The following is a 12,489-nucleotide window of genomic DNA, read 5'->3' on the forward strand; positions in this document are numbered from 1 at the left end:
ATGCGCGCCCGGAATTCGACAATTATCGGCGGGTCAGGCCCCAGGAGGCAGTACCGCACACTGTGAATCAGCCGACCTCGACGTCAAGGGCGAGCGCGGTGGCCGGGGAAGTCAGGGTTTCCGAAGAGCCGGCCCCCGCCGAGGTCAGGCCCTGGCCGCTCGGTGGGTGGGCTCCCCGGAGATCCCGACCCGCGAGTTCACGGCCGGCCGAGTCCCCGGTACTCCCAGCCGGCCTGGGTCCACAGTGCCGAGTCGAGGCAGTTGCGGGCGTCCACCACCCGGCGGCCGGCGACGAGGTCGCCGAGCACATCCGGGTCGGCGTTGCGGAAGTCGGCCCACTCGGTGAGGACGCAGACCAGGTCGGCGTCGGCGACCGCCTCGGTGATACCGGCCTCGTAGGTCAGCTCCGGCACCGCCCGGCGGGCGTTGTCGATGCCCTGGGGGTCGTAGACGTGTACGTCGGCGCCGGCCTTGTGGAGCAGGGCGGCGACGGCGAGGGCGGGAGCGTCGCGTACGTCGTCGGTGTTGGGTTTGAAGGTCGCGCCGAGCACGGCGATGCGGGTGCCGGAGAGGTCCGGTCCGGCCGGGCCGGAGCGGCGGCCGAGCAGTTCGGCGGCGAGGTGGAGCACCCGGGTGCGGCGGCGCAGGTTGATCAGGTCGACCTCGTGCAGGAAACGCAGCGCCTCACCGGCGCCGAGTTCCTGGGCGCGGGCCTGGAAGGCGCGGATGTCCTTGGGCAGGCACGCGCCGCCGAAGCCGAGCCCGGCCTGGAGGAATCGATTGCCGATCCGAGGGTCGTAACCGATGGCCCGGGCGAGCTGGGTGACGTCGCCGCCGGCCGCCTCACAGACCTCTGCCATCGCGTTGATGAACGAGATCTTGGTGGCCAGGAAGGCGTTCGCGGCGACCTTGACCAGCTCGGCGGTGGCGAAGTCGGTGACCACCAGGGGTACCTCGCGGTCCTCGGTGGCGGCCAGGTCGAACACCCCCTTGTGCGCGGCGTACAGCATGCCGTTGGCCCACTCGCTCTTGACGCCGACCACGATCCGGTTGGGCCGCAGGACGTCGTCGACGGCGAAGCCCTCCTGGAGGAACTCGGGGCTCCACGCCACCTCGACGCCGAGGTCGACCGGGGTGTGCTTGCCGACCAACTGCTCGACCCACTCGGCGGTGCCGACCGGGACGGTGGACTTGCCGACGATCAACGCCTTGCGGGTCAGGTGCTGGGCCAGGCTGGTGACCGACGCCTCGACGTACGACAGGTCGGCGCCCATCCCGTCGGCGCGCTGGGGGGTGCCGACGCAGATGAAGTGCACGTCACCGTGCTCGGCGGTCTCGGCGATGTCGGTGCTGAACCGCAGTCGCCCGGCGGCCAGGTTGCGCCGGAGCAACTCGTCCAGACCGGGCTCGTGGATCGGCACCTCGCCGGCGTTCAGCTTCGCGATCTTGTCGGCGTCGACGTCGTAGCCGAGCACCTCGTAACCGAGTTCTGCGTAGCAGATGGCGTAGGTCGCGCCAAGGTAGCCGGTACCGAGGAAGGTCACCCGAGGGCGGGAGGCACCCGACGGGGGTGTCACCGCGGCGATGGCGGGCATCGGCTGGGTGTTCGGGTACGGGATGGTCACGCCTTCATCTCCGCTCGCACTGGCGCCGCGTGGTCGCGTCGCGTTCCGCCCCGGCGCCCAGTGGGGCGCCGCATTGGTGGTCTATGTCTGTAGTTCCCATCATCGCCGAGCGGCGCCGGTGCTCCGTCAGGACCCAGCCTACGCGCCGGTAACATCACCTGAGCTGTGGCCGTTATCCTTCAGTCTGCGCGGTGGGCGTCCAAACGACGCTACCGACTGCGCATGATAGCCGTGAAGGGGAGGGGCCGACATGGCCGCAGAGCAGTCGTTCGACGTGTACCGGTTGCCCGAGGAGCACGAGGCGATTCGGGATGCAGTACGTGAGGTCTGTGCGGCGAAAGTGGCTCCGCACGCGGCCGAGGCGGATGAGACAAGTGAGTTCCCGAAGGCGTCGTACGACGCGCTGCGCGCCGCCGACTTCCACGCGCCGCACATCCCGGTGGAGTACGGCGGTGCCGGGGCCGACGCGCTGGCCACCGCGATCGTGATCGAGGAGGTCGCCCGAGCCTGTGCCTCGTCCTCGCTCATCCCGGCGGTGAACAAGCTCGGCACCATGCCGCTGCTGCTGGCCGCCTCCGACGACCTCAAGCGCCGCTACCTGGCCCCGGTCGCCGCCGGTGAGGCGATGTTCTCGTACTGCCTCTCCGAGCCGGAGGCCGGCAGCGACGCGGCGTCGATGACCACCCGGGCGGTCCGCGACGGCGACCACTGGGTGCTCAACGGCGTGAAGCGGTGGATCACCAACGCCGGGGTCTCCGAGTTCTACACCGTCTTCGCGGTCACCGACCCGAGTGCGCGGTCCCGAGGGATCTCCGCCTTCGTGGTCGAGAAGTCCGACCCGGGCGTCAGCTTCGGCGCGCCGGAGAAGAAGCTCGGCATCAAGGGCTCCCCGACCCGCGAGGTCTACCTCGACAGCGTCCGGATCCCGGCGGACCGGATGATCGGCGCCGAGGGCACCGGCTTCGCCACCGCGATGAAGACCCTGGACCACACCCGGGTCACCATCGCCGCGCAGGCCCTCGGCATCGCGCAGGGCGCGCTCGACTACGCCAAGGGGTACGTCGCCGAGCGCAAGCAGTTCGGCAAGGCGGTCGCGGAGTTCCAGGGCGTCCAGTTCATGCTCGCCGACATGGGCATGAAGCTGGAGGCGGCCCGGCAGTTGACGTACGCCGCCGCCGGCAAGTCCGAGCGCGGTGACGCCGACCTGACCTACTTCGGCGCGGCGGCCAAGTGCTTCGCCTCGGACGCCGCCATGGAGATCACCACCGACGCGGTGCAGTTGCTCGGTGGCTACGGCTACACCCGGGACTACCCGGTCGAGCGGATGATGCGCGACGCCAAGATCACTCAGATCTACGAGGGCACCAACCAGGTGCAGCGCATCGTGATGGCCCGCCAGCTGCTCAAGGGCTGACCGCTACCACTACCACCGCCCCGCCCGGCGGTCGGCGCCGGGCGGGGTTGGCGGGGTGGTGGGGTCAGTTGACGGCGTCGTCGCGCCGGGGCAGGTTGCCCGGCGGGGCGGACCAGGGTGACGCGCCGCCGGTGCGACGGGGCAGCGGCTCCGTCGGCGTCGGGTCCGGGTCCGGATAGCCCAGGCTCAGCGGAGCGGCGTCCCGTTCCGCCGACGAGACGGGCGGCCAGTCGGTCAGGGTCGGTTCCTGGGTCGGTGCTGCCTCGGCCGGCGCGGGTGCGGCGACCGGCGCGGGCCAACGCCGCCACCGCTGCCCGCTGAACGTCGCCATCAGCAGCAGCACGCCGATCAGGAAGAGAGTGCCGTTCTCCACCGGCAGCCGCAGCGGCAACGGATCGCCGAGGAACTCCCAGTCGTCCGGGATGCGCGCACGGACCCGGAACGGCGTGACGAACAGCCCGACGTACGGGGTGATCAGCAGTAGCCCGGCCACCAGCGGACCGAGCGGTGAGATGCGCAGCGTGCCGAGCAGGCCCAGCACGATGCCGCCGACAGCGAGATAGACGGCCGGTTCGATGAGGTTGGCCGTGTTGGATGTGCCGATCTCCACCCACCGGTCGACGGTGCCGGCCGACCCGTCCTGACCGAGAGTGACCAGCACCCACGTGACCGGTGCCACCACCAGCCCGGCGAGGAAGCTCCACAGATGTCGCATTGGCGCACCGTACCGTTTCCGGCATGACCGAGCACCCCACCGCCATGCCAGGCAAACCGACGTCGTACTCCAGGGTCACGCTCAGTCGGATCATGACCGCAATCGACGTGAACCTCTACGGAACGGTGCACGGCGGCGTGCTGATGAAGTTCGTCGACGACGTCGCCGGAGCGGCGGCGGCCCGGCACAGCGGAGGTACGGCGGTCACCGCCGCGATCGACGAGATCGTCTTCTCCGAGGCGGTCCGGGTGGGTGACCTGGTGCACGCGTACGCCCAGGTGAACTGGACCGGGCAGACCTCGATGGAGGTCGGCGTACGGGTGATGGCCGAGCGCTGGGACTCGGCCGAGGAGGAGCCGGTCCGGGTGGCCACCGCGTACCTCGTCTTCGTCGGTGTGGAGGTGGGCGGCGCGCCGCGGCCGGTGCGCCCGGTGCTGCCGGAGACGCCGGAGGACGAACGCCGCTGGCGGGAGGCGGAGATCCGCCGGGCGCACCGGCTGGCCCGTCGCCGCGCCATCCAGGCCCACCGCGCTGGCTGAGCCGGCCACGATCCGGCCGTTAAGCGGGGGCCCCTTTTACTACTCCAGGCGTTAACAAGGGGCCCTTCCTTGCATTTCATGTGGGGCGGGCACATGCGCTGGTCGGGGTTGGCTGCGGAGAATGGCGCTTCAAGGTAGGGCAAGATGGCGCCACGGCCCACCGCACAGCGCCGTGCCGGGCCAGGGGAGGAGTGGACCAGTGACTGACGTGCTGTGGACGCCACCGGCGGACGTGCTCCAGCGCTCGCGGATCGGGGCGTACCTGGGCTGGTTGGCCGAGCACCGGGGACTGGAGTTCGCCGACTACGACGCGCTGTGGCAGTGGTCGGTCACCGACCTGGACGCCTTCTGGCGCTCGATCTGGGATCACTTCGAGGTCATCGCGCACACCCCGCCGACCGCCACGCTCACCGACCGGGGCCTGCCGGGTGCCCGATGGTTCCCCGGCGCCATGCTCAACTATGCCGAGAACGTGCTGCGGATGCCCGGTCGGGCCGACGACGACCCGATGGTGATCGCGCACGGGCAGACCCGCGATCCGGTGGTACTCACCGCCGCGCAGCTGCGCGAGCAGGTCCGTCGGGTGGCCGCCGGGCTGCGCCGGCTCGGCGTCGGCGCCGGGGACCGGGTGGCCGCGTACGCGCCGAACATCCCCGAGACGTACGTGTTGCTGCTCGCCACCGCCAGCCTCGGCGCGATCTTCTCCTCCTGCGCGCCCGAGTTCGGCACCCGCAGCGTCACCGACCGGTGGCAGCAGATCGAGCCGACGGTACTGGTCGCCGTGGACGGCTACCGCTACGGCGACAAGTCGGTGGACCGGCGGGCCGAGGTGGCCGCGATCCGGGCCGCGCTGCCCTCGCTGCGGCACACCGTCGGCATCGGCTACCTCGACCCGGCGGATCCGGCGCCAGACGGGGCGCTGGCCTGGGCGGAGTTGGCGGCGGAAACCGACGAGCCACTGACCTTCGCGCCGGTGCCGTTCGACCACCCGCTCTACGTGCTCTACTCCTCGGGCACCACCGGGCTGCCCAAGCCGATCGTGCACGGTCACGGCGGCATCCTGCTGGAGCATCTGAAGATGCTCGCCCTGCACCACGACCTCGGGCCGGCCGACCGGTTCTTCTGGTTCACCACCACCGGCTGGATGATGTGGAACTTCCTGGTCTCCGGGCCGGCGGTGGGTGCGGCGATCGTGCTCTTCGACGGCAACCCGGGCCACCCCGACCTGGGCGGGCTGTGGCGGCTGGCGGAGCAGACCGGCACCACCTACTTCGGTACCTCGGCGCCGTACCTGCTGGCCTGCCGCAAGGCGGGCCTGGTGCCGAGGGAAATCGCCGACCTGTCCGCGCTGCGCGGGCTCGGTTCCACCGGTGCGCCGCTCCCCGCCGAGGGCTTCACCTGGGTGTACGACGCAGTCGGCGCTGACCTGCAACTCCAGTCGCTGTCCGGCGGTACCGACGTGTGCACCGGATTCGTCGGCGGGGTGCCGCTGTTGCCGGTGCACGCCGGTGAGATCACCTGCCGGGCGCTGGGCGCCAAGGTGGAGGCCCGCTCGGCGGACGGCACTCCGGTCGTCGGCGAGCTGGGCGAACTGGTCATCACCGAACCGATGCCGAGCATGCCGGTCGGTTTCTGGAACGACCCGGAGGGTGTCCGCTATCGGGAGGCGTACTTCGACGTCTATCCCGGGGTGTGGCGGCACGGCGACTGGATCACCATCAACTCCCGGGGTGGCTGTGTGATCGCCGGCCGCTCCGACGCCACCCTCAACCGGGGCGGCGTACGGCTGGGCACCGCCGAGTTCTACTCGGTGGTGGAGGGGCTGGACGAGGTCGTCGACTCGGTGGTGGTGCACCTGGAGGACGACGAGGGTGGCGCCGGGGAGCTGCTGCTGTTCGTGGTGCTCGCCGAGGGGCTGGCCCTCGACGACGAGCTGCGCAGGAAGATCTGCCGCGAGCTGCGTACCGCCCTGTCGCCCCGGCACGTCCCCGACGAGATCCACGAGGTCCGCGCCGTACCCCGCACCCTGAGCGCGAAGAAGCTGGAGGTCCCGGTCAAGAAGATCCTCACCGGCACCCCCGTCGACCAGGCCGCCGCCAAAGGCGCCCTGGCCAACCCCGACTCCCTAACCGCCTTCGCCGCCCTCGCCCACCACCGCACCCCCGACCTAACCCCCACCCCACCCACCCCACCCCCACCCCCATAGCTCCGTTGATCATGAGGTTGACGGCAGTAGTTGATCTTCAAAGTGCCGCTAACCTCATGATCAACGGAGCTGGGCGAGGGTGGGTGGGTGGGGGTAGGGGGTGGGGGTAGGGGTGGGGGTTAGGGAGGTGTGGGTGGTTTTTTCGGTGGTCTGGTGGGTGGCGAGGGTGGTGGGGGTGGGGTGGGCGGTCAGGACCAGGGTGGCGCGGGCGGTCAGGGGGGCCAGCAGCCAGCTGAGGGGATCGGGATAGCGGTCCACGTCGATCAGGACGCGGTCGCCCGGCGTGATGCCCAGTTCCGCCGCGCGGGCGACGGCCCGGGCCCGCAGCTCCACCTGGGCCGGGCCGGCCGGCGGGTACGCCCCGAAGTGGTCGCCGTGGGCGCGGACCTCGGTCACGTAGTCGGCGAAGCCGGCCGGCACCTCCCGCAACGGCAGCGCGAACGGGTGCAGCGCCAGGGCGTACCGGTCGCCGGCCGTCCAGGTTTCCGCCTCGGCGATCCGGTCCGCGGCGGCGAAGAGTACGTCCACGTCGCCCGGCTGGTCGGTCACCGTGAGCCCGGCCGACCAGCAGCCGAGCAGCACCGCAGCGGTCTGCCAGTGCGGTGGGAGCAACACGCCGGCGGTGTCGCCCGGACCGAGGGACAACTCGTCGACGAGCAGGTTGGCGGTCTTGGCCACCCAGTTCGCCAGCGTCGCGCCGGACAGTTCGGTGCGCTCGCCGGTGGCGTCGTCGTACCAGGTCAGCAGGGGGCGGGTGGGGTCGGTCGCGATCGCGTCGGCGAGGACCCGGGCAAGGTTGTCGGCCATCGGCGCGAACGATACGCGGCCGGGGAACGTATTCAATGACAACGACAAGTCGGCGTACCGTCGGGTCGCAGTCAGCGCCCGTACCCGGCTCCGGCGTAGGCTTGCCGGAGTGTTGTTCCCCACAGTCCCGCCATCGCAAGGAGTCGCCCAGTGACCGCCGGTCGCCCGCCCCGCGTACTCATCGACGCCACGAGTGTCCCCGCCGATCGTGGCGGCGTCGGTAGATACGTCGACGGCCTGCTCGGTGCCCTGGGCAAGGTGTGCGGGTCGGCGGTGGACCTGGTCGTCGTCAGCCTCCGCACCGATCTGGAGCGCTACCGGCGGATGCTGCCCGGCGCGGAGATCGTTCCCGCGCCCGCCGCCGTCGCGCACCGACCGGCCCGGCTGGCCTGGGAGCAGACCGGCCTGCCGCTGCTGGCCCAGCAGGTCGGCGCGGAGGTGCTGCACTCGCCCTTCTACACCTGCCCGTTGCGGGCCGGCTGCCCGGTCACGGTGACCGTGCACGACGCGACCTTCTTCACCGAGCCGGAGCACTACGACAAGTCCCGCCGGACGTTCTTCCGCAGCGCCATCAAGACCTCGCTGCGCCGCGCCGATCGGGTGATCGTGCCGAGCAAGGCGACCCGGGACGAGCTGATCCGGCTACTCGACGCCGACCCGACCCGGATCGACGTCGCCTACCACGGTGTCGACCACACCGCCTTCCACGCCCCCGGCGACGAGGAGAAGGCCCGGGTACGCGCCCGCCTCGGCCTCGGCAACGGCAGCTACGTGGCGTTCCTCGGTGCCAAGGAGCCGCGCAAGAACGTACCGAACCTGATCCGGGGCTGGGCCCGGGCGGTGGCCGACCGGCAGGACCCGCCCGCGTTGGTCGTCGCCGGCGGCCAGGGACACGACGACGACATCGACCGGGCGGTGGCCGAGGTGCCGCCGCACCTGCGGCTGCTGCGCCCCGGTTACCTGCGCTACGCCGACCTGCCCGGTTTCCTCGGCGGTGCACTCGTCGCGGCCTACCCGTCGTACGGTGAGGGCTTCGGCCTGCCGATCCTGGAGGCGATGGCGTGCGCGGCCCCGGTGCTCACCACCCCCCGGCTGTCGCTGCCGGAGGTGGGCGGCGACGCGGTCGCGTACACCAGCGAGGACCCGGACCAGATCGCCACCGACCTGGCCGCGCTGCTCGACGACGAGCCGCGCCGGTTGTCGCTGGCCAAGGCCGGCTTCGATCGGGCCAAGGAGTTCACCTGGGAGTCCAGCGCCGAGGTGCACATCGCTGCCTGGTCACGAGCGCGATCCTGACAGTGCCAACCGGGCGACCGGTCCGGGTGGGTCGGGCATGATGTCCTGGTGATCTATGTCGTCATCCCGGCGGGTGGCAGCGGCACAAGGCTGTGGCCGCTCTCCCGCGCCGGCCATCCCAAGTTTCTCCATCCGTTCACCGGCACGTCCGCCTCGCTGCTCCAGGCGACGGTGCAACGGGCGGCACCGCTTACCACTCCGGAACACACAATGGTGGTCACCGGCGCGGCCCATGCCGCGGCCGTGGCCCGTCAACTGACCGGGGTACCGGAGGAGAACATCCTGGTCGAGCCCTCGCCACGGGACTCCTGCGCCGCCATCGCGCTGGCCGCGGCGGTGATCGCCGTACGGGATCCGGACGCGGTAATGGGTTCGTTCGCCGCCGACCATCTGATCGGTGACCCGCAGCGCTGGGTGGCCACGGTCTCCGAGGCGGTCCGCGGGGCCGAGCAGGGACTGCTGATGACCGTGGGGATCACCCCGACCCGGCCGGAGACGGGGTACGGATACCTACAGACCGGTGAACCGGTCGGCGACGGGCCGATGCGCCCGGTCGTCGAGTTCAAGGAGAAGCCGAGCGCCGAGGTGGCCGAGGCGTACCTGCGTTCCGGCCGGTACCTCTGGAACGCCGGCATGTTCGTCTGGCGGGTGTCGGCCTTCCTCGCCGAACTGGCCCGTCAGCAGCCCGCCCTGCACACCGGCGTCACCGCGATCGCCGCGGCCTGGGGTACCCCGGAGCAGGACGACGTGCTCGGCGCGGTCTGGCCGACGCTGCCCAAGATCTCGGTCGACTACGCGGTGATGGAGGGCGCGGCAAGCGCCGGGCGGGTCGCGACCGTGCCGGGCGACTTCCGGTGGAACGACGTGGGTGACTTCCACACCCTCGGCGAGGTGCTGCCGGCCGACGCCGACGGCAACGTGGTGCTCGGGGCGGACAGCGAGGCCGAGGTGCTGTTGCGCGACAGCAGCGGCGTGGTGGTCGTACCGCAGTCCGGGCGGCTGGTGGCCGGCGTCGGCGTACGGGACCTGATCGTGGTCGACACGCCGGACGCGTTGCTGGTCTGCCCCCGCGACCGCGCTCAGGACGTCAAGACGATCGTCGACGAGCTCAAGGCGCGGGGGGAGGAGAAGCTCGTCTGAAGGCGGCCAGCCCGGGCGCGACGAGCCGGGCGGTCCCGCCGGCCAGCGGGTCCGGCAGCCGGTCGGGCGGGAACCAGCCCAGCGCCTCCGACTCCGCGCTGACCCGCTCCACCGCACCCGGTGGTGCGACGACCGCGTAACGCACGTCGTGGTGCAGCGAGCCGCCCTGGCAACGCACCGGGTGTACGTCCACGTCGATGGGCACCGGATCGATGCGCAGGCCGGCGATGCCCGACTCCTCGGTGGCCTCGCGCAGCGCCGCCTCGGCGAGCGTCCGGTCGCCCGGCTCGCAGTGCCCGCCGAGCTGCACCCACCGGTGGAACTTGCCGTGCAGGCAGAGCAGCACCCGGGAGCCGGTCGCGTCGAACACCAGCGCGCTGGCGGTGACGTGGCCGGCCCGGTGCTCGCGACGCATCGCCGCCGGCCCGGCGGCCAGCAGATCGAGGGTACGTTCCAGGGCGGTCGCCGCCTCCGCGCCGGTGGGCTGCCAACCGCTGAGCACCGCCACCGCGTCGGCGTGCAGCAGCGCCCAGCCGTCGCCGGTGCTGATGTTAGGAGGGGACCCTTTTAATACACGAGGCGTTAACAAGGGGCCCTTCCTTTCATCACAGCGCGAGGGCGGCGGCGGCGGTGGTGGCGGCGGGTGGGGGGAGGAGTTGAGAGGGGACGTCGCGGGCCGCGAGGGCGGTGCGCAGGCGCTGTACGTCGGTGCCGAACCGGACCAACTGGACCTGTCCGGCCGGGGTGGGCGGGGAACAGAGCACCAGCGCGGTGGCCTGCGCCGGCCAGCCGGGCACCGTGCTGACCAGTCCGGCGCGTACGCCGTCTTCGGTGATCGGGGTGAAGACTGTGCCGGGCGCCACCACGTCGGCGACCGAGGCGATCGCCTGGCGTACCGTCTCCGGGTCGGGTGGGGTGCTGCCCGGCTGGTCCGGCAGGGTGGCGGCGGCGGCGAGCCCGGCGACCGTCGCCTCGGCGGTGCCGAGCGAGAACAGGTCCATCGCGGCGTCCCGGACGAGGACCTTCGCTCCTTCGCCGTCCCCGGCCAGCGGCGCGGTCAGGTAGCCCCGGATCACCGCCACCGGCATCTGGTCGCACTTGCCTTTGATCAGTTCGCCTGCGGCGGCCAATTCGTCGATCACCGCCATCTGGGTCAGCACCAGCTCGTTGCCGTACGGGTCGACCTCGCCCCGATGGTCGCGGATGGCCGCCATGCCGGCGACGCCGAGGGCCACGTCGGTGAGTCCGTTGCGCCAGGGCCGGCCCATGGTGTCGCTGACGATCACCGCCACGTCCACGCCGTACCGCTGCCGCAGCCCGGCCCGCAGCGCCCGGGCCGAGGCGTCCGGGTCCACCGGGAGCAGCACCAGCCGGGTCTTGTCGACGTTGGAGGCGTCGATCCCGGCTGCGGCCATCACGAAGCCGTGCCGGGTCTGCACGATCCGGGTCGCGCCCCGGGCCGCCACCACCCGGACGGTCTCCGCCGCCAGCACCTCGTCGCGGGCGGTCTGCCGCTCCGGTCCGTCGGCCGGGACGTCCACCAGACGTCCCTCCGCCTTGGAGACGATTTTGCTGGTCACCACCAGCACGTCGCCGTCGCGTAGCCAGGGCGCGGCACCGCCGATCAGCGCTGCCAGGTCGTCGCCCTCGGTCACGTGGCCGATGCCGGGCACCGGCAGGATCTCCAGTCTCACATCAGCTCCACTGCGGCGCGGACCATCGCCGCCGTCGCCGCCTCGTCGGTCATCCGCAGCGGTACCGCGCGCACGGTCACGTCCGGCACCAGGGTATCCGCGTCCTCCTCGGCGACCAGCCAGCCGTCGAGCAGGCCACCGGTGGCCCGGGCACCGTAGAGCCCACCGACACCGGCGGCGCTGCACTCGGCCCCGACCACCGCCAGGCACCGGTCGGCCATGCCGCGCACCGGCGCGCCGCCGATGATCGGCGAGACCCCGACCACCGGAGCCGGCCCGTCGGTCACCGCCTCCCGCAGGCCCGGCACGGCCAGGATCGGCGCGATGCTGACCACCGGGTTGCTCGGCGCGATCAGCACCAGGTCGGCCGCGCCGATCGCCGCCGTGACGCCGGGTGCCGGCTTCGCCGTGTCCGCACCGACGAAGACGAACTGGTGGGTCGGCAGTTGGGCGCGGTGCCGCACCCACCACTCCTGGAAGTGGATCGCCCGCCGCGCGCCGTCGATGTCCGTGGTGTCGGCGTTGTTCGTGACTGCGGGGCCGGCAGGCTCACTTGCCATGCTCACGATCGCGTGCGTCTCCAGGCGGTCGTCGGTCGCCGGCAGCAGGCGTACGCCGGGCTGCCAGCGCGTCGCCAGCGCCTCGGTGACCTGGTGCAGTGGATAGCCCGCGTCAAGCATCGTGGTGCGGACCAGGTGGGTGGCGAGGTCCCGGTCGCCCAGCCCGAACCAGCTCGGCTCGGCACCGTACGCGGCCAGTTCGGCCTTGACGGTCCAGCTCTCGTCGACCCGTCCCCAGCCCCGCTCCGGGTCGGCGCCGCCGCCCAGGGTGTACATGACGCTGTCCAGGTCGGGGCAGACCCGGAGCCCGTGCAGGCGCAGGTCGTCACCGACGTTGACCACCGCGGTCACCTCGGCGTCCCGTTCCCGGGCGTACGCCCGGACGCCAAGCAGGAACCGGGCACCGCCGATGCCCCCGGTCAGAACCACGATCCGCATCCGCCCATCCTCGCCTACGTGAGGCCTTCGTCGGCGCGTCGCGCGGGGAGACTAG

At 71.8% G+C, this 12,489-nt stretch carries 10 protein-coding genes and 1 pseudogene; 5 read left to right on the plus strand and 6 right to left on the minus strand.

What is annotated here, in order from left to right:
* Positions 1-197 precede the first annotated feature (197 nt).
* On the minus strand, positions 198-1,625 hold the full coding sequence (locus tag QQG74_RS04880; RefSeq protein WP_341719092.1) for a UDP-glucose/GDP-mannose dehydrogenase family protein: 1,428 nt from the start codon (positions 1,623-1,625) through the stop codon (positions 198-200).
* Positions 1,626-1,875: 250 nt separating this feature from the next.
* On the opposite strand from QQG74_RS04880, the gene QQG74_RS04885 reads away from it, so the two are divergent.
* Entirely contained in the window at positions 1,876-3,039 is a 1,164-nt protein-coding gene (locus tag QQG74_RS04885) for an acyl-CoA dehydrogenase family protein (RefSeq protein ID WP_341719093.1), read from the plus strand.
* A 64-nt stretch (positions 3,040-3,103) separates the two neighbouring features.
* On the opposite strand, the gene QQG74_RS04890 is transcribed toward QQG74_RS04885, so the two are convergent.
* On the minus strand, positions 3,104-3,754 hold the full coding sequence (locus QQG74_RS04890; RefSeq protein WP_341719094.1) for a hypothetical protein: 651 nt from the start codon (positions 3,752-3,754) through the stop codon (positions 3,104-3,106).
* A gap of 23 nt (positions 3,755-3,777) precedes the next feature.
* Here QQG74_RS04890 and QQG74_RS04895 point away from each other — a divergent pair, with 23 nt between their 5' ends.
* Together QQG74_RS04895 and QQG74_RS04900 are read left to right on the plus strand one after the other, a co-directional pair.
* Positions 3,778-4,293, plus strand: coding sequence for a hotdog domain-containing protein (locus tag QQG74_RS04895; protein ID WP_341719095.1), 516 nt, complete (start codon positions 3,778-3,780; stop codon positions 4,291-4,293).
* Positions 4,294-4,492: 199 nt separating this feature from the next.
* Complete coding sequence (locus QQG74_RS04900; RefSeq protein ID WP_341719096.1) at positions 4,493-6,499, plus strand: acetoacetate--CoA ligase; 2,007 nt, start codon at positions 4,493-4,495, stop codon at positions 6,497-6,499.
* A gap of 126 nt (positions 6,500-6,625) precedes the next feature.
* Here the strand turns inward: QQG74_RS04900 and QQG74_RS04905 are convergent.
* Positions 6,626-7,306 (minus strand): annotated as a pseudogene (locus QQG74_RS04905) (TIGR03089 family protein); the annotation flags it as partial.
* A 150-nt stretch (positions 7,307-7,456) separates the two neighbouring features.
* Here QQG74_RS04905 and QQG74_RS04910 point away from each other — a divergent pair.
* Positions 7,457-8,602 carry a glycosyltransferase family 1 protein gene (locus tag QQG74_RS04910; RefSeq protein WP_341719097.1) on the plus strand — a complete coding sequence of 382 codons (1,146 nt, stop codon included), beginning with the start codon at positions 7,457-7,459 and terminating at the stop codon, positions 8,600-8,602.
* Between the two features lie 48 nt (positions 8,603-8,650).
* Entirely contained in the window at positions 8,651-9,742 is a 1,092-nt protein-coding gene (locus QQG74_RS04915; RefSeq protein WP_341719098.1) for a sugar phosphate nucleotidyltransferase, read from the plus strand.
* Here QQG74_RS04915 and QQG74_RS04920 read toward each other — a convergent pair.
* The 3 genes from QQG74_RS04920 to cofD are packed head-to-tail and all read right to left on the minus strand — an operon-like array spanning position 9,711 to position 12,434.
* Positions 9,711-10,292 (minus strand): NUDIX domain-containing protein, encoded by a 582-nt coding sequence (locus QQG74_RS04920; RefSeq protein WP_341721141.1) that lies wholly within the window; start codon positions 10,290-10,292, stop codon positions 9,711-9,713. The two genes, QQG74_RS04915 and QQG74_RS04920, sit on opposite strands and share 32 nt — an antisense overlap.
* A 55-nt stretch (positions 10,293-10,347) precedes the next feature.
* Positions 10,348-11,436, minus strand: a complete 1,089-nt coding sequence (locus QQG74_RS04925) for a coenzyme F420-0:L-glutamate ligase (RefSeq protein WP_341719099.1) — start codon at positions 11,434-11,436, stop codon at positions 10,348-10,350.
* On the minus strand, positions 11,433-12,434 hold the full coding sequence (cofD, locus tag QQG74_RS04930) for a 2-phospho-L-lactate transferase (RefSeq protein ID WP_341719100.1): 1,002 nt from the start codon (positions 12,432-12,434) through the stop codon (positions 11,433-11,435). The genes QQG74_RS04925 and cofD overlap by 4 nt, the downstream gene beginning before the upstream one ends.
* Positions 12,435-12,489 lie beyond the last annotated feature (55 nt).

This window comes from Micromonospora sp. FIMYZ51, from assembly GCF_038246755.1.
Lineage (GTDB): Bacteria > Actinomycetota > Actinomycetes > Mycobacteriales > Micromonosporaceae > Micromonospora.

Coding starts and splice junctions, on each gene's coding strand:
- QQG74_RS04885 (WP_341719093.1), top strand. CDS start 1,876: ATGGCCGCAGAGCAGTCGTTCGACGTGTACCGGTTGCCCGAGGAGCAC.
- QQG74_RS04890 (WP_341719094.1), bottom strand. CDS start 3,754: ATGCGACATCTGTGGAGCTTCCTCGCCGGGCTGGTGGTGGCACCGGTC.
- QQG74_RS04895 (WP_341719095.1), top strand. CDS start 3,778: ATGACCGAGCACCCCACCGCCATGCCAGGCAAACCGACGTCGTACTCC.
- cofD (WP_341719100.1), bottom strand. CDS start 12,434: ATGCGGATCGTGGTTCTGACCGGGGGCATCGGCGGTGCCCGGTTCCTG.